The following is a 17,604-nucleotide window of genomic DNA, read 5'->3' as shown; positions in this document are numbered from 1 at the left end:
TGATTAAGTTTAAGCATCGTTATCTTTTTTCCGGAAGAGTTTTGCAAAATAATCCCACCCGAAAAATAGGACCAGCACAAGCACCGCCAGCCACCAGTAGGAGGTTTTGTGAAGTTCACCGGTATTGGCCGCTTTAAACATCCTATCCCACCGAACTTTCTTACCCGGTGCCTGATAAGTGGACCCTTCATCAGAGAAAAGGCCTTCAATACTCAACCAGGTAAACATCGGTTTTCCTACAATATGAGTTTCCGGAACATAACCAAAGAAACGTGCATCCAGCGAAGCATCACGGTTATCACCCACCATCATGTAGTAGTCATATTTGACGGTGTATGTATCGGTTTCGTGGCCGTTGATTGTTATTTTGCCGTTCTTTTCAGCCAGCGTGTTACCTTCATGCTGTACAATCAGTTTCCGGTATTCGGGCAGGTTTTCGGGGGTCAGTTTCAGTACATCACCTTTCTTTGGGATCCGCAGTGGACCGTACCAGTCCACATTCCAGTTTTTATTATTCGGGAAGATGGTGGATGAGGTATTGATTTTGTCGCTGAAAACCAACTGTTGCTGCTCAATACTCTTTTGTATATCCGGATAGTAAGAAATATCTTTCTTGCCCTGTGGTTCTACAGCTTCCACCATATTTACAACCTGCGGAAGCGATTTAATTTCCTTAGCTGTTTGGTCAGTCAACCCCTGAAACCGGTAATAGAACCCGGAATCCGTGCGCTGTTCCTGTACCGGCAAAAATCCGTAAACATTGTATAGAGAACCTATGTCCAACTGTGAACTGGTAAGGACTTCATAAGCATGCTGCACCTGAGCATCGCCCATCCTCACTTCCGGCTTACCGTTGATGAAAAGTTTTCCGGCTCTGAATTCCATAACATCTCCCGGTTGAGCTACCAGCCTCTTTACATAGGGATCCTTTCTGTCTATAGCTACATGAACGGAATCATCCGGGTAGTTAAAGACCACAATGTCATTTCTCTGTGGCTTCTCCCATCCAGGCAGCCGCAGGTAGGGAAGCTTTACAGCTTCCGCATAGGATTTCGGATCATCCTTTGGGTTACCTTTCTCGCCCGTGTCAATGATGGTTCCCTGCAGAAAGGGTATCGCCAGCGGCCGCATAGGCATACGGTAACCGTAATTCAGTTTATTAACAAAGAGGAAATCTCCTACCAGCAGTGTGCGCTCCATAGAACCAGTAGGAATTCCGAAAGGCTGCGTAAAGAATACATGAATTATTGTGGCAAACACTACAGCAAAGGTAACGGAGCCCAGGAAGGAATCCTTTTTGCCGGCATTTTTTTCATCATCTGTCAGATATAAATCCTCTTCTGTCCATCGTTCTGCATCTTTTGAATAATTAACCACTGCCATATAGATGAAAGGCAGAAACACGGTCATCAGTTTTTGCTGAAAGAGTGTCTTCCCGAATTCCTTCATCAGATTGAGATGAAACACCGTCATCATAATGGGTCCAACAATTGGGAGATAGGCAAGCACTACCCACCACCTGGGCTGGTCCGATTCCTTCTGAACAATATAATAGTTATAAAAGGGTACAAATGCCAGCAGAGGGCTGTAACCCAATTTTTGGAAAAGTTTCCAGGTGGATACTCCCATCAATACGGTGAGTATAATTACATATAAGGTATAGGTCAGAAAATAATCCATATTCAGTTGCTTAACGCTATTAGTTTAAATGATTAAGTAAATGTTACTCTTTATTGTGGAAGAATGATCAGTTAAATAATACATCCTGCATGCTGAAGTTACCCTTTTTCCCGATAATCCATTCGGCGGCGATAACCGCGCCCTGCGCGAAACCGTTCCGGCTGAAGGCGGTATGGCTAACTTCAATCTCATCTACATCCGAACGGTAGTAAACCCTGTGTGTACCGGGTACCTCATCTTCGCGGATGGCAAAAATTCCAAGTTCTGCATCCCGGGTCTCTTCCAGTTTCCAGGCGTTAAAACGTGGATTATGGGAAATAATGCCCTCAGCAAGGGAAATAGCAGTGCCGCTGGGCGCATCTTTTTTATGGGTATGGTGTGTTTCTTCCAGCTGTACATTATATTGCTGAAATGGCCGCATAAGATCAGCCAGCTTTTCATTGAGCGCAAAAAAGAGATTTACCCCCAAACTGAAGTTGGATCCGTAAAGGAATGCAGTGTCATTATCGAGCGCAATCTGCTCTGCTTCAGTCTTTCGGGCCAGCCAACCGGTTGTTCCGCAAACTACCGGGATCTGAAGTTCCAGACAGTTTTTTATGTTGATGAATGCCACTTCGGGCTGGGAAAATTCAATTACTACATCCGGGTTATTCAGATTCTGGGCAGTGGGGGTTTCCGTGAGGCGAGCCACAATCTCGTGACCTTTCGCCGAGGCAAGCTCATCAATGATCTTACCCATTTTCCCATATCCTACCAATGCTATTTTCATCAGGGATTCATTTAAAATTTATAATTGAGGGCTACTCCCACAGTGGACGGTCTATCCGTAAATTCATCATGTATCAGTGTGGGTCGGACAGCCAAATCAGGATCATTACGACCCTCGTAGAGATGAGCGTCTACTACGGCATCCACAATATTAAGAATATAAATAAGGCCAGTCGCGGCTATGGCGTAGTCCCGGTTCCTTTTCCATAGATCCTGCTGTCGGCCCAGGGCCTCTTTCAGATTAGAAATATTATAGTTGGAAAATTCGTGGGGCACGCCATTAATTTCCGATACGAATGCATTCCTGTATCTGCGGTACCGTTTGTCGTTGTAGATCGTTACGCCAATTCCGGCTCCAAGGGCGCCCCAGACTACCGGTATTTTCCAGTATTTCTTATTATAATACTGACCTAAACCAGGCAATACCGCCGAATAGAGACCCGCTTTGGTGGGACTGAAAACAGGTTTTGAATAGGGCGCATTCAGATCCTCGATATTGCTTACTACTTCCAGTTCACTTTTTGGCGTTTTTGCTGAAAGGGTGTCGCGCGGATGATTTTCCGTCCGTATGGTATCATTACGGTTTACCTGAGCCAGGCAGAACACAGACGTCAGCAGGAATAAGACGGTCACGAAGCTCCTCATAACCTAAAATGCGAGAGAATATTATCGAGGTCATCCTGGTTTTTAAAGTCCAGTACAATCTTTCCTTTGTCACCCTTGCCAGAAGCTTTGATTTCAACATTCACATCCAGCGCATCGGCCAGTGATTTCTGCACCCTTTTCAGGCTGTTGGGCAATGCGGTTTTGGCTTTGGGTTCAGCCTTTTTTTCCGGATTCTTAATCTCGGTAGAAGCGAGTTCTGCCTGTCTCACATTGAGTCCTTCACGGATTATTTTCCTGAAGAGGTAATTTTGAGCTTCCGGATCTTCCAGACTGATGATTGCACGGCCGTGACCGGCAGAAATCTCTCCGCTGCGTATGGCATTCTGCACCTCAGGAGTTAAACGCAGAAGTCTTATGGAGTTGGTGATCGTGCTCCTTTCCTTCCCCACCCGCTGACTCAAACTTTCCTGAGTAAGACCAATCTCGTCCAGAAGGCGCTGATAAGTGAGCGCAACTTCAATGGCGTCCAGATCTTCACGCTGGATATTCTCCACCAGGGCCATCTCCAGCAGTTCCTGGTCATTTACGAGGCGTATGTAGGCCGGAATCGTCTCCAGACCTGCAATTTTCGAAGCACGGTAACGCCTTTCACCGGAAATGATTTCAAACTTATCACCTTCTTTGCGGACGGTAATAGGCTGTATAACCCCCAAATTCCGGATGGACTGTGCGAGGTCATTAAGAGCCCGCTGATCGAAATAGGTTCTGGGTTGAGAGGCATTTGGATAAATGTCCTCAATCTGAACCTCCACAATATTGCCTACAAACTTATCTGCACCCTCGTCGGTCGCCGAGTTTACTGTCGCTTTGGATTCTGCACTCAGGATAGCACCTAAGCCGCGGCCCATGGCTCTCTTTTTATCTTTCATTTATGTGTTATCGCTTATATAACCTTCTGCCAAGGTTAATTATTCACCAGATTTTCGTTTTTCAGCAATACCTCTTCAGCCAGCTGAAGGTACTGAATGGCGCCTTTACTTTCAGCATCGTAATTAAGGATACTCTCTCCAAAGCTGGGCGCCTCACTTAAACGCACATTACGGCTTATAATTGTATCAAATACCATCTCGGGGAAATGGCTGTTCACCTCTTCAACTACCTGATTCGAAAGCCGCAGGCGGGAATCATACATCGTGAGCAGTAAGCCTTCAATGTCTAAATCTTTATTGTGGATTTTCTGCACATTTTTAATTGTGTTAAGCAGTTTACCCAACCCTTCCAGCGCGAAATACTCACACTGAATAGGGATAATTACTGAATCCGCGGCTGTTAAAGCATTCACAGTAATTAATCCGAGTGAAGGCGCACAGTCAATAACAATAAAATCATAATCTGCCTGAATCTGGGTCAGCGCATCCTTCAGCATATACTCTCTCTGATCGCGGTCCACCAGTTCAATTTCGGCTGCCACAAGGTCGATATGAGACGGAATGATATCCAGATTGGGTGACGAAGTGCGCTGTATGCATTTTTTGGCGTCCGAACTGTGATCCAGCAGGTTGTAGGTGGAATACTTCACTTCCTCTACACCCAAACCGGAGGTAGCATTGGCCTGCGGGTCTGCATCAATCAGAAGCACTTTCTTTTCCAATACCCCCAAAGCTGCAGCCAGGTTCACGGCGGTCGTGGTTTTGCCTACTCCCCCTTTCTGATTCGCTATACCGATGATCTTACCCATTTTTTATCTTTAAAAGACAAAAATACATATTTTTTAATGTCAGGGTAAGCGCATAATGCCGGATAAAATTAAAATACTGACCTTTAACCTCTTAGTATATAAAAATTTATCCACAACCGATAAATCAATTGTGGATAAAAACACTCGTCAAGGGCAGGGTTATTCGAACTGCATTGAAATTGGTATACGGAAGTAAGAGCGAACTTTATGGCCGTCCAGCACTGCAGGGTTCCACTTGCCACGGGCTGCAGCAACCGCTTTTTCGGCCTCACGGTTAAAATCTGCATCTTTACCTGTTGCTTTAACCGCGGAAATACTTCCATCGCGTTCTACCACAAAAGTAACCACAGCCGAGATTTTTTCTCCGGAACCCTCGTACGCAGAACCATCAAAATTCTGAAGAACTTTCTTACGGAAAGCCTGGATACCGCCCTGGAAATCAGCCATCACATCCACCCTGGCAGGTATAGCGTTGGGATCCGGTATTACAGCCGGCGCCTGAGGAGTGGTGGCTTCCGGTCCCTGAACCGTTGCCGGCGGGTTATATGTGCTGACAGGAGCCTCGCCGGGGGTATCCTGTAATCCCGGTACAGCCGTTTCCGGATTTATGGTGGAGACCGGTCTCTCTACAGCATTTTGAGTCGGAACCGGCACGGAAGTGTCATACGTCTGCACTGAAGTGGAAACAGGTTTCACTGCAGGTGGCTCAACCGTCCGATCCGGCAGAACCCAATCCTCTACAGGGACCCAATGCGGCGGAGTACCCGGGTCGGGAACTGCACCCGGCGACCTGTCTAAATTGGAGAGCAAAAGTGGCGCTATACCAAGAATCACAAAAATGCTGATACCAAAAAACATAGCCTTTCCCAAAAAAGCACCTTCTTCTTTCCTGAGTGCGTAAGCACCATAGTTCTTATTTCTGTGCTGGAATACGATTTCATCTAAAGTCTGCAAACTCTGGGAATCGAATAACTTTTTCATAATGCGGTATTTTACGTGTCGGAAATAATTTACACTTAAACAATGCAACCCTAATATCCTTAAATTACTTTTAATTATATGGCAGCACCATTTACAGTCTTACAACGAATTTTTTCATGCAATAGATATACCGCAATATTAATTTTGATAAAAAAAATGGGTAGACACCGGAACTCCTGTAGATTAAACGAAAATCAAGTAACAAACAGCTGTAAAATAGCTGATTTCATCCACTGAAAAAGGGTGATTCACCTTTTGTCACTGCTATCATACACACATAAATTTGTACATCTGCTAACCGCAAAAACACAGGAAATGGAAACCATTTTAGTCCTTATATATACCACAGGCAGCCTGCCGCAGACCAAAGCCTATAGTTATACCATCAATTTTTACAAAGACTGCACGGCATCCTTAAAAGTTTTCAGGGGCTATGAGGATTCACCTGCATATACGGATACCACTACTTATGACAGGACTGCTTTGGACCAAATAATACAAGACCTCTCACGCCTCCCGGAGTTCCAATCATGGGCGGCAGTCGCAGGAACGGAAAGGAGAGAAATTATCTATATGGACGGCGACCGGACGCTTAGGAGAGTCATCACACCGCAGACCATTGAAGACCTTAGAATATTTGAACAGCTGCTTCTTCTTTATGATGAAGACTTCCATTTCCTGCTGAGTAATCAAACCCAAAAACCGTAGATTTCACCTAAAGTGTATGCATCACCGGGGCTACTTGCACGAACTAAAGCAGCACGATAAAATCCGGATTCTTTACAAAAAAAAGACACCGGCTGCGCGGTGTCTTAACTCTAAGAATATTCTTGCATTAAAAAAGTTCCTTCCGTATAATATTCTGACTTCTTTCCGGCCCTACCGAAACAAGATAAACATTGATACCAAGGTACTCCTCAATAAACTCTATATATTTTTTTGCATTTGCAGGCAGTTCATCGTAGGACCTGGCATGCGTAATATCTTCGGTCCAACCCTCCAGTTCCTTATAGATCGGTTCGTAGTTGTACAGCTTAGTGGTGGATGAAGTAAAGTAATCAATAATCTTTCCGTCCTCTGTTTTGTACTGCGTAGCCACTTTAAGAGTCGGGATTCCGGACAATACATCCAGTTTAGTGATAACCAGGTTATTGATACCGTTAATCATTGTCGCATGTTTGAGCGATACAAGGTCCAGCCAACCCGTCCTTCTTGGCCTTCCCGTAGTAGCACCGAATTCATGACCTACTTTGCGGATCTCTTCACCCAGCTCGTTGTCCAACTCGGTTGGAAACGGCCCATGACCCACACGGGTTGTGTATGCTTTGGCCACACCGATAAGATTTTGCAGACTTGTTGGCGGCACACCGGCACCCGTACAAACTCCACCGGTTGATGGTGATGAAGATGTCACATATGGGTAGGTCCCAAAATCAATATCGAGCATCAATGCCTGAGCGCCTTCAAAAAGTATATTTTTTCCGTCTCTGATCGCCTGATTCAGTTCCACTTCCGTATCTACGATCCGGTCTTTCAGTTTTTCACCTATCTCCAGGAACTCATTATAGATTTCATCCACATCAAGAGTAGGCTTGTTGAAATACTTTTCAAAAAGGCTGTTTTTGCTTTTCAGGTTTTTCTCAATCTTCTCACGCAGGACTTCAGGGTTCAGTAGGTCTACCATGCGGATTCCCGCCCTGGCAATCTTGTCCTCATAGCATGGACCGATACCTTTCTTGGTGGTGCCAATCTGTGTTCCATCCTCATCTTCCTCACGGTAAGTATCCAGTAATATATGATAAGGCATTATGACATGTGCCCGGCGGCTGATGAAAACATGATCTGTTCTCATTCCTTTGGCTTCCAGCTGGCCAACCTCTTTCATAAAGGCTTTGGGGTTTACCACCACTCCATTGGCTATGATGCATTTCCCACGGCACTGTAAAACTCCGGAGGGCAAAAGGTGAAGTACAAATTTCTCTTCGCCGGCATATACCGTATGCCCCGCATTGTCGCCACCCTGAAAACGTACGACATAATCTGATTTTGCGGAAAGCACATCCGTTATTTTTCCTTTGCCTTCATCTCCGTACTGAAGACCAACAACCACGTAAGTTGACATATTTTACTGTTTTTAGATTCGCGCAAAGTTACTTTTAATATAAGTTTCAGACAAAGTTTGCCGGAAAAATCTTGGCTATTGGGTCATATTTTGGTGGCTGAATGACAGTAAAAACTTTTCCGATAAAAATGCTTAAATTTGCGGTCTTCAAAACAGCGTATGGAATCCATTGAAATTCACGACAAGACCTTCGTTCCTTATTTAAAGGATGCTGAAATACAGGAAATTGTAAAAGCGACCGCTTTAAAGATCTATGAAGATTACAGGGATAAAGTTCCGGTTTTCATTGGCGTACTGAACGGTGTAATTATGTTTTTTTCCGATTTGCTGAAACACTATCCGGGACCCTGCGAAATCGCGTTTATACAGATGAGTTCTTATGTCGGGACGCAGTCCACAGGAATTGTTTACCAGAAAATGGAACTTACCAAGGAGATAAAAGACAGGCATATTATTCTGGTGGAAGACATTGTAGATACCGGCAACACGGTTGAAAGTCTATTCCAGTATTTTAACGAGACACAAAGACCAAAATCTGTGAAACTTGCATCCTTCCTGCTTAAGCCGGAAGTGTACAAGAAGGATTTCAAACTGGATTATATAGGCAAAGAAATTCCGAACAAGTTTGTCCTTGGCTACGGTCTGGATTATGATGAACTCGGCAGGAACCTGAAAGACCTTTACCAACTTGAAGAAGGCCAGATCAACCACTAATCATCCGCCAGGGCGGAACTCTTCCATAACAAACAATTATTCATGATCAATATCGTATTATTTGGTCCTCCGGGCAGCGGAAAAGGCACACAGGCACAGAACCTGATAGAGAAATTTAACCTGAAGCAGATTTCTACGGGCGACCTGTTCCGTTATAACATAAAGAATGAAACCGAACTGGGCAAACTGGCAAAATCTTATATAGATAAAGGAGAACTCGTACCTGACCAGGTAACCACAGATATGCTCACGGAGGAAGTTAAAAAACCAACCGACACCAACGGCTTTATCTTTGATGGTTACCCAAGAACGGTAAACCAGACCGAAGCACTGGAGGAAATTGTAAAAAAAGTGCTGAATTCAGAAATTTCTGTTTGTCTTTCTTTGGTGGTTGAAGATGAGATCCTTGTAGACCGCTTACTGAAAAGAGGCGAAACCAGCGGCCGTTCCGATGACTCAAATGAGGAAATTATCCGCACCAGGATTCAGGAATACTACAGTAAAACTGCTGAGGTAGCCGAACTGTACAAGAAGCAGAATAAATATGTAGAAATAAACGGTGTAGGCGAAATAGAAGAGATCTCGGAAATGCTGTACGCTGAAGTAGAAAAAATAAAATAGGATGCAGGTGCGGAGATTTAGGACACAGAATGCATTTCCTTACAAATCCAGATCCGTAAACTAAACCTTAACCTAAACCCTAAAAAGTATAATATGTCAAACTTTGTAGATTACGTAAAAATTCACTGTAAATCCGGACACGGAGGTGCAGGATCGGCGCACCTTCGCCGTGAAAAATATATTCCCAAAGGCGGTCCCGACGGTGGCGACGGCGGTCGCGGGGGACACGTGATCATGAAAGGTGACGCACATGAGTGGACGCTACTGCCGCTGCGGTTTACACGCCACATAAAGGCGGAACGCGGACATAACGGTGCAAAAAACCAGCTTACCGGCGCTTATGGCGAAGATGTATATATTAAAGTTCCATTGGGAACCATAGCCAAAAATGAGGACGGCGAAGTAATTGCCGAAATCATGGAGGATGGCCAGGAAATCATCCTGATGCATGGCGGTAAGGGTGGCTTGGGTAATGAGCATTTCAAATCTTCCACCAACCAGACTCCGCGTTATGCCCAACCCGGAATGCCCGGTGAGGAAGGTTATATTACCTTCGAACTAAAAATCCTTGCTGATGTAGGCCTGGTAGGCTTCCCCAATGCAGGGAAATCCACGCTGCTGGCCGCAGTTTCGGCCGCCAAACCAAAGATTGCCGACTATGCCTTCACTACCCTGACTCCAAACTTAGGTATCGTGGATTACAGGAATTACAAATCTTTTGTAATGGCCGATATACCCGGGATCATTGAAGGTGCCGCTGAAGGCAAGGGATTAGGTCACCGTTTCCTGCGACACATAGAAAGGAATTCCATCCTGCTCTTTTTAATTCCGGCAGATTCTGAAAGTCATTATAAGGAATTTGAAATTCTGGAAAACGAACTGAAAAAATACAATCCGGAACTGCTGGATAAGAACTACATTATTTCCATCTCCAAAGCCGATTTGCTTGATGACGAATTAAAAGAAGACATCTCAAAGGAATTTCCCGAAAACCGCAAGCCCATTTATTTTTCCAGCGTCACGCAGGAAGGCCTGACGGAACTGAAGGATGTGATCTGGAAGAAGCTGCATGGATAACAACAAACAACAGACCTGATTTTTGGGTCTGTTTTTTTTGATAATGGGTGCTGTACGTTTTATAAACCTATTCAACGTAAGCAGTTTTTAACTCTTCAGACCTATTTAACCGCAATATAAAACTTTTTGCCACACGATGTAGTCGTATGGAGGCTTGAGGTTTTTACATATTTCTACACTACATGGATAATCTACAAAGGAATTTCCCTATTAGGAGTACAATCCAACTTAAACTCAGCTTTTAAGGAATGTTGTCCACGCTACGGCAGTACCATTTCAATAGAAAAATATAAGTTATTATATACAAGCTGCATTTGAACCGTAGTATAGAAACAATAAGGAATAGTATCAATGGACTAAAATAAATTGTTAAATTATAAGAAAATTGCACTGACTAAATTGATATTATTAGTATATTGCGTCGTGTTTAGCCATGTAGATAACGCAGAAATTTATTATACATTTAATAAATTTTGATTAATACGTAGTTAAACAAAAAACCCCCTTCAAAACACACAAGATGAAACGAACTAATTTAAAATATCAAATTCAGATTCCAAAGTTATCTCACCAACGCGCGTTAAGAATAAACTTCATCATTTGATATAGAGTATTTCCAAATTTTTAATCAACCTTTTTTTATTGATTATATAACTTCCGAAAGTAATAATCTCAACCTGAGTAGCACATGTGGGAGTAAAATCAAACTGCTTACTACTACTTAGTGCCATGATATGGCGCGATGCAAATATGATAAACAGAAAGGTTGCATTTCGAAAAAGATGTTCCTCAAGAACTTCACAATAATATTTTAGAATACGAACTATCCTGCAGAACGATGGCAATTTCAGCACCCGTCCGAGCACTGCTGAAGAAGCATTATAATATATAAATTACATAAAAATTTTAATGGTATTTGTGTAGCAACAGAATTTGCGCATGAGAATGTTACTGAATTAAATTATTCAATTAGCTTAAAATCAAACAATATGTCTACTAATGTATTTTCCTTTAACGGAAGAATAAGAAGAAGTGAATATGTTCTTAGTTTCATTGGGTATGTAATTGCATACGTGATAATTACAGCGTCTATGGAGAGCGAAGGACTGGAAGCAATTATTCTTTTATATATTCCGTTACTATGGTTTTTATGGGCGCAGGGCGCAAAACGGTGTCATGATATAGGGAAGAGCGGCTGGTGGCAACTCGTACCCTTCTATATGCTTTGGATGATCTTTGAAGAGGGTCAGCGACACACCAATGAGTATGGTCCTGATCCAAAAAACGTGGAGCAAACTGTTCATGAGGACAGGATTTCGTTGGATAAGGAAGATGTGTCGGAAAAACCAGTACAGGTGGCGGTAGACATTAACCAAGGACAAGAGGAATTTAAGATGGGACTTAAATTTTATAATGGTAGTGATGACATTGCTGAACAGTCTTTCGCGAAGGCAGTAACCTATTTTAAGCAGTCCGCAACAAAAGGTCACCCGCAAGCTGCAGAAATTTTAGCCAATTGCTATTATAATGGGGATGGTGTTGAGCAATCGTATGAAAATGCTGTTGAACTTTGGGAGCGCTTGGCGCAGGAAGGCAATACAAATGCACAATACAACCTTGGTTTGTGCTACTACCAGGGTAAAGGCGTTGAGAAAAACAATGAAACGGCAATCAGCTTACTACGACCTGCATGTGAAAATCTTAATGACAACGCCTGCAGTTTGCTTAACCGTATAAAAAAAGAAACAGATTATTCATTAAAAACTTCAATATGAAAATTAAACCTACAGACCTTTTTCTGGCAGTGCTTGCCCTAATGTTAATTGGAGTCAGTTTTTGGCAGACTTGGCTCGGACTCAGCCAAATTTTTGGTGGTGCCTCTTTTGTTATTGCCCTTGTACTGTCCCTTCTACTGCTTTTCCTGATTTGGATGTTAAGAGATTATAAGATGAACGGAAAACCAACGTCTGGGCTTATAGGTATGTACATATTCATCGCTTCATTTTGTTTCATAGCGAACTTCAATGCGTTGTACACCCGCTTTATGAAGACCGAGATATATACAACCGAACTTAAAAGCGCAAATGATCAGCTAAACAAACTTGAGGCAGATGTGGATGCTCGGCTCACATACAGCGTTGATGCCAAGACGCGGCAGGATATAATCAGTGATGTGAACCAGCTAATGATTCAGATTCAGGATCCATCTAATTCCGGAATTGGACCGGAAGCCCGAACTATCCTGGATAGAATACAAAAAAAACTGGGCAAATCTATAACGCCATTAACGCCTGTTAGCCAAACGCCTTCCGGATATAGGGATCTTGCGGAAAGAATGGGACAGCAAATTCTTGATATGCTTGAAGTACTGAACCCAGACGAGCGAGCACTTAAAACTGATATAGATGCAGCTGCACTCAAGTGGAATAAAAAAACCCAACAGTTGATTGCGGAGTCACCTGATGTTATTAACTCTGCAGCACCAGGATTGATTGATGAAATGTTGCTTGATTATAATAAATTAGGCAATCGTGCTGAGACTGTATTAGGTGCAACTAAATATGATTTTGTGCCCACAAAATCAACTGCTCAGGATGTGGGTAAAATTGGATTTGCATTCAGGCATGCCATTGAAAATTTTGGAATGTATCAATTTGTAGTATTGCTGGGATGTATACTGTTAGACTTTGGTATTATGATCATTGTTCTACTTGTAACTGAGCCTGGAGGTGCCGGTAGAGGCCGTGGAAATGAGGGCATTTTTGGTCCTAAAAGAAAAAGTACAACCCTTGTAAACTAACAGATGATGAACGATGAATTAAAACCTTTGCCTATCAATGGGACGGAATACATAGATCACGAGGAAATTAGGTTTGGTGGAAACGATACAGTGAATGGTACAGTGGACGAACTGAAGCCGATCTCAGATTTACCTGTAAATTCTTCTAGAAGCGCAGCGGAGTCTGACTTTGTACCTTTACAGGGTACTGTGAACATCTCAGATATCAAAAACAAGGACAGTAACTATATCTTCTTTTTCGGTACTGCACAGTCAGGAAAATCCGTAATACTGTCCTCCATGCTTTACGCTTTAAGAACAAAATTCGGGGTTATTAGGCCTCAAAAAGGCACACCTAATAGCAGGGAAGCAATGGTACTGTTATCCGATTTTTTTGAGAATATCCGACGCGGTATTTTGCCGGGAAGAACAGTTCGTGATCAGGTCACGCGTATGGATTTGGTCTTTGAGCCTAATAATAAATCCAAGAAAGTAGGACCGGTCAATCTTACATTTCTGGAAGCATCAGGCGAAAATCATAATGAAATTCGCAGAGGTGGTAATTATCATGGCAGCATAGCGCAATATCTTAAAGCTAATATCCCTATGACCTTTATTCTTGTGACGGGATATAATTCCGCCCACAATGAGGACAGTATTTTAAATGAGTTTCTTTATTTACTTGAACATGAGGGTAAAAATTTGCGCAATATAAATTTAATTCTTGTTGTCTCCAAATGGGATAAATCTGGCAACCAAGCTCCTTCTGAGGAGGAACTGGATTATTTCGTAAAAGAAAGGCTTCCGATGACTTACCAGTTTTTGGAAACCAATAGCTTAGCAAAAACATTCTATACTGTAGGGCAATTGGAAAATACAGGAGGTGAAGATAAAATCGTTGCCCTAAGCCTAGACTCCGCCGAGTTGCTGTCCAAGTGGTTATACAAAAATATCGCCGGCCAAAGTTTAGATTACGAAGGTGGATTTTGGGAGCAGTTTAAGTGGTCTTTAGGCAAAAAATAGCAGGAAATGACAGCAAGTATATCTTATACAATTTTTGGAACTTTTGGTAATCCAAATGGTTTTACCCAATCTACATCCGGTCCTATACAATCAATTAGGAAGTTTGATTTGAATCCGACGGCAATCCAACTTTTTGAAAGTACCGTAGCGATGTACGCCCTGCGCAAAGAAATGGTGGGTCATGATATGGTGATTTCACTTGCGAAATACTCTTACGCTGCGGAGAGGGAATCTAGTCGCGGTGGCACATTTGTAGGCGCGTCAATAGTGATGAGCAACGGCATAGTTGACGCTAAAACGGTATTAAATGTTCTGGACAATTTACACAGCAGGTTAATTTCAAACAGTAATAATGTTCAGAATGGCATCATACAGGTAAGCCACTCGGATCATTTTCAAGTATATATACAGAATAATAGTGCTCTTAAATTAAATCCTAACGCAATTTCGGACGTAGATTTTACTGAAAAAGGCAAAAATGTCGTTGTTTTTACATCTTTAAAAAATATTTCAGAGGCCTTAAATAATGCTATTGATCTATTAAATGATTATGATAGTATCTACTTCACAGACGATCAGAATGTTGCATTCTATGTGCAAAGGAAGGGGTTATTTGAGTTGATTCAGGAGGTTGGCGAGCTTAAACAGTTCAGTGCTAAATTGCAGTTGGTAGAGAAGCGTAAGTTAGAGAAGCAACAGAAATCTTTTGCTAAGGTACAGAGAGAGTTGGATGAAATTAATAACGTAAAGAATTTGCACATGCAGCGGTACTTGGAAACCATTAATCGTAATAAGGAAATTCATCAGAATAATCAAAAAAAGATTACCGATTCTGAACGAAATCTCAAAGAATACGAAGCATCTTATAACCAACATATTGCTGAACTTAAAAGGCTCCAGTTACGGCTCAATGGACCAGCGTTGAAGTTAAGAGAACTGCAGCAAATTGAAAATGAAATAAGAAAACTACATAGCGATTTTGATAAAAGAAAAGCCAGTTTTAACGAGCCGCAGCAAATGGAATCGCTGGCTGTAAACCGCAGCGCACCCGGGGTAACGAGAGCGCCGGTTCCAGAAACTACAAGTTATATGGCTGAAGGGCGTGAGAGGCGCGGGAGGGGCCGCTTGTCACCAAAAATAATAACTGCTGGGGTCGTACTTCTGCTTGTTCTTGTAACAGCCGCAACGCTGTACTTTCTTAGAGACAGCACATCTAAGGAACATTCTCCGATTATTGCAAGTGAAGCAGAAGCAAACCAGGACACCGAACTTGACAGTACCCAGGCGATACAGTTGAGTCCGGAATCTAACGGTTTTCTAAATGAAGATGAACTAAAGATGACAATTAAAAAGCAGTTTTCCGATTCCCCACTTCCTATGTCTTTGGACTCAGTGGTTAGCAGGATATTTAAGGCAAATCCCACTGATATCGGGTCGCCTTATTTTAAAAAAACCAAAGAATACGGCGAACATCTTGTACAAATTAATCCCGATAATTTCAAAGACAGAAAGTTGGTGAGAACAGATGGTTTACAAATCCCAATCTATAAGAAAGAGTCTCAACAAACAGGTCAGGAGGGCAATAGTGCGACGGTTCAAGCTTCTCCATCCAACTTAGGTAAAGATAGAGAAAATACAAAGGTCTTAAATAATAATGAAAGCGCTACCCCTCCTTCTACTGTCAGCACTCTTAGTAAATAGCTGCGAGCACCCCTCTGCAGATTCTATGAAAAAGGGTAGCAGTGGCACTCCAGTTATAACCAATTCTGTGGTCACCTCGCCTGAACATGCTTCAGTGCGTATATCAGATCCGGTTGCATTAGCACCGGCAGCCCAAACGGGGCTGGAGGCTCCGCAAGAGAATGTCGTGCAGATGGAGCGGGAAAACGGGGTGAATTTTGTATGGATTGAACTGAATGGTATTCCGCTTCGCTTTATATTCGATACGGGCGCAAGTTCTATTTTTATCTCACCGGCCGAAGCATTGGTTCTGGTGAAACAGGGGACCTTGAACGAGGAAGATTTAATTGGTGAGGAGCAATATCAGGACGCAACTGGTGATGTTTCTGTCGGAACAGTGATCAATTTGAAAGAGGTGAAGATTGGTAACAGAATTCTCCGAAACGTAAAAGCCAGTGTTTCTGATAATATTGAATCACCCTTACTTCTGGGTCAGTCCGCACTGGAACAGTTTGGCACTATTGAGATTGACAACAGGAATAGCAGGATTATATTAAGGTGATTCTAAGTCTGCTTTTTGAGAATTTTTCCTTTAGTTAGTATCAATATTATTTTAATATGACCAGACACAAAGCTAATCCTATGGCTAAAGGTGATTCTGGTTTGGTTTTTTATACTGCTCCAAGATCTTGCGCTGCACAAATTACTCCTTTAGATCCACTACTGATATCAATTAACAAGGTAGGCCAAATGGCCTACTTTTTATTATTAAAAAAAGTGAACTCGCGATATGAATAAATTAATTTTTATTATTTTTCTCTTCTCGGTTATAATTGTAAAAAGTCAAAAAATTTCAGTAGTTGATAGTTTAGATAAGTCTTCGATTTCTTATTCTGAAATTTTAATTGACGGAAATAGATTTTTTACTGATTCTTTGGGCAATTTTAATTTATCGGGAGCTTATAAAAACATCATTATCAAAAAGCCTGGGTATTATGATAAAACTTTAAAAAAAATAGAAAATCCTGTAAAACTATCCCCTAAAGTTATCAATATTCCTGAAGTTCATTTGATTAAGAGAGAACGAAAATATATCTCTGCGAAAACTAAGAATAACAGCACCACTGTTATTCCTTTAGGGCTTGAATATGGATTTAAAATTAGCAATCCATATAATAAGGATGGAATAATCAAAAGCTTAATGGTTCCTATTAAAAAAACATACGAAAATAAAGCAGCTATTTTAGTGATAAAATTTTATAATATTTCTAATGAAGTAATAGAAAACGAACCCATTGAGAATAGTAGCATCACAATAAATATTAATAAATTAAACAAGAAAGAAAACTCCATCGATTTTACTGATAATTTTGTGATGATTCCAAAAGAAGGGTTATTTATCTCCATTCAAGTAATTGAAGAATTTGGTTCTGACAAGATTAAAATTGACAAACCCTCCATAAGTTTTATTAACAGTGTTCAAAAAGGCAAAATTTATTTTTTGGATGTATATGAACGTAAATGGAAGTTACTCTCAAACAATACTGCGTTGATTGGATTGTCATTAATTGGAGATTTCTAAAAAAATAGCATACACAACTACCTCTCATTGCTTCTCTCAGGATTAAATGATTAAAAACAACAGCGTCCTTAATAAAAAAAGAAGGTATCTAAGTAACTCACTAACTTTGAGGTTGCATACCAAAAGCCCTCGATGTAGGGATTTGTAATCCGCTGTCGTGCTTTATAATCCCCAACCGCTTAATTTTGTAATTATTCCTCCCTTTAATTCGTACCGACCGTCATAGTGCTGTT

At 41.8% G+C, this 17,604-nt stretch carries 17 protein-coding genes; 10 read left to right on the top strand and 7 right to left on the bottom strand.

Annotated features, from left to right (window positions below):
• Positions 1-9 precede the first annotated feature (9 nt).
• From lepB to P0M11_RS01175, 6 genes are all read right to left on the bottom strand, one after another.
• Positions 10-1,680 carry a signal peptidase I gene (gene lepB, locus P0M11_RS01200; RefSeq protein WP_275624091.1) on the bottom strand — a complete coding sequence of 557 codons (1,671 nt, stop codon included), beginning with the start codon at positions 1,678-1,680 and terminating at the stop codon, positions 10-12.
• 67 nt (positions 1,681-1,747) lie between these two features.
• Positions 1,748-2,449: a 4-hydroxy-tetrahydrodipicolinate reductase gene (gene dapB / locus P0M11_RS01195; protein ID WP_275624090.1), complete on the bottom strand. Its 702-nt coding sequence runs from the start codon at positions 2,447-2,449 to the stop codon at positions 1,748-1,750.
• 11 nt (positions 2,450-2,460) lie between these two features.
• Positions 2,461-3,093, bottom strand: coding sequence for a DUF5683 domain-containing protein (locus P0M11_RS01190; protein ID WP_158064829.1), 633 nt, complete (start codon positions 3,091-3,093; stop codon positions 2,461-2,463).
• Positions 3,090-3,983 carry a ParB/RepB/Spo0J family partition protein gene (locus tag P0M11_RS01185; protein ID WP_158064830.1) on the bottom strand — a complete coding sequence of 298 codons (894 nt, stop codon included), beginning with the start codon at positions 3,981-3,983 and terminating at the stop codon, positions 3,090-3,092. The genes P0M11_RS01190 and P0M11_RS01185 overlap by 4 nt, the downstream gene beginning before the upstream one ends.
• Positions 3,984-4,018: 35 nt before the next feature.
• On the bottom strand, positions 4,019-4,792 hold the full coding sequence (locus tag P0M11_RS01180) for a ParA family protein (RefSeq protein WP_158064831.1): 774 nt from the start codon (positions 4,790-4,792) through the stop codon (positions 4,019-4,021).
• A 159-nt stretch (positions 4,793-4,951) separates the two neighbouring features.
• The gene (locus P0M11_RS01175) at positions 4,952-5,773 is read right to left on the bottom strand and encodes an energy transducer TonB (protein WP_275624089.1); all 822 of its coding nucleotides are present in this window, start codon (positions 5,771-5,773) and stop codon (positions 4,952-4,954) included.
• Between the two features lie 315 nt (positions 5,774-6,088).
• Here P0M11_RS01175 and P0M11_RS01170 point away from each other — a divergent pair, with 315 nt between their 5' ends.
• Positions 6,089-6,481: a hypothetical protein gene (locus tag P0M11_RS01170; protein ID WP_275624088.1), complete on the top strand. Its 393-nt coding sequence runs from the start codon at positions 6,089-6,091 to the stop codon at positions 6,479-6,481.
• Between the two features lie 127 nt (positions 6,482-6,608).
• Here P0M11_RS01170 and P0M11_RS01165 read toward each other — a convergent pair whose 3' ends face one another.
• Positions 6,609-7,895, bottom strand: a complete 1,287-nt coding sequence (locus tag P0M11_RS01165; RefSeq protein WP_275624087.1) for an adenylosuccinate synthase — start codon at positions 7,893-7,895, stop codon at positions 6,609-6,611.
• 159 nt (positions 7,896-8,054) lie between these two features.
• Here P0M11_RS01165 and P0M11_RS01160 point away from each other — a divergent pair, with 159 nt between their 5' ends.
• The 9 genes from P0M11_RS01160 (at position 8,055) to P0M11_RS01120 (ending at position 17,371) form a co-directional block, all read left to right on the top strand.
• Positions 8,055-8,609, top strand: a complete 555-nt coding sequence (locus tag P0M11_RS01160; RefSeq protein ID WP_275624086.1) for a phosphoribosyltransferase family protein — start codon at positions 8,055-8,057, stop codon at positions 8,607-8,609.
• Between the two features lie 42 nt (positions 8,610-8,651).
• Complete coding sequence (locus P0M11_RS01155; RefSeq protein ID WP_275624085.1) at positions 8,652-9,230, top strand: adenylate kinase; 579 nt, start codon at positions 8,652-8,654, stop codon at positions 9,228-9,230.
• Positions 9,231-9,323: 93 nt separating this feature from the next.
• Positions 9,324-10,307, top strand: a complete 984-nt coding sequence (gene obgE / locus P0M11_RS01150; RefSeq protein WP_275624084.1) for a GTPase ObgE — start codon at positions 9,324-9,326, stop codon at positions 10,305-10,307.
• A 989-nt stretch (positions 10,308-11,296) separates the two neighbouring features.
• The gene (locus P0M11_RS01145) at positions 11,297-12,082 is read left to right on the top strand and encodes a DUF805 domain-containing protein (protein ID WP_275624083.1); all 786 of its coding nucleotides are present in this window, start codon (positions 11,297-11,299) and stop codon (positions 12,080-12,082) included.
• The gene (locus tag P0M11_RS01140) at positions 12,079-13,107 is read left to right on the top strand and encodes a hypothetical protein (protein ID WP_275624082.1); all 1,029 of its coding nucleotides are present in this window, start codon (positions 12,079-12,081) and stop codon (positions 13,105-13,107) included. Before P0M11_RS01145 ends, P0M11_RS01140 begins: the two co-directional genes overlap by 4 nt.
• 3 nt (positions 13,108-13,110) lie before the next feature.
• The gene (locus P0M11_RS01135; protein ID WP_275624081.1) at positions 13,111-14,109 is read left to right on the top strand and encodes a hypothetical protein; all 999 of its coding nucleotides are present in this window, start codon (positions 13,111-13,113) and stop codon (positions 14,107-14,109) included.
• A gap of 6 nt (positions 14,110-14,115) precedes the next feature.
• Positions 14,116-15,810: a hypothetical protein gene (locus tag P0M11_RS01130; protein ID WP_275624080.1), complete on the top strand. Its 1,695-nt coding sequence runs from the start codon at positions 14,116-14,118 to the stop codon at positions 15,808-15,810.
• Between the two features lie 25 nt (positions 15,811-15,835).
• Positions 15,836-16,351, top strand: a complete 516-nt coding sequence (locus tag P0M11_RS01125) for a retropepsin-like aspartic protease (RefSeq protein WP_275624079.1) — start codon at positions 15,836-15,838, stop codon at positions 16,349-16,351.
• Positions 16,352-16,579: 228 nt separating this feature from the next.
• Positions 16,580-17,371, top strand: a complete 792-nt coding sequence (locus tag P0M11_RS01120) for a hypothetical protein (RefSeq protein WP_275624078.1) — start codon at positions 16,580-16,582, stop codon at positions 17,369-17,371.
• The last annotated feature ends 233 nt before the right edge of the window (positions 17,372-17,604 follow it).

Origin of the sequence: Kaistella sp. PBT33-4, assembly GCF_029194425.1 — a bacterium.
In the GTDB taxonomy this organism is placed as follows: domain Bacteria; phylum Bacteroidota; class Bacteroidia; order Flavobacteriales; family Weeksellaceae; genus Marnyiella.
This window is presented reverse-complemented; position numbering and strand designations above follow the sequence as displayed.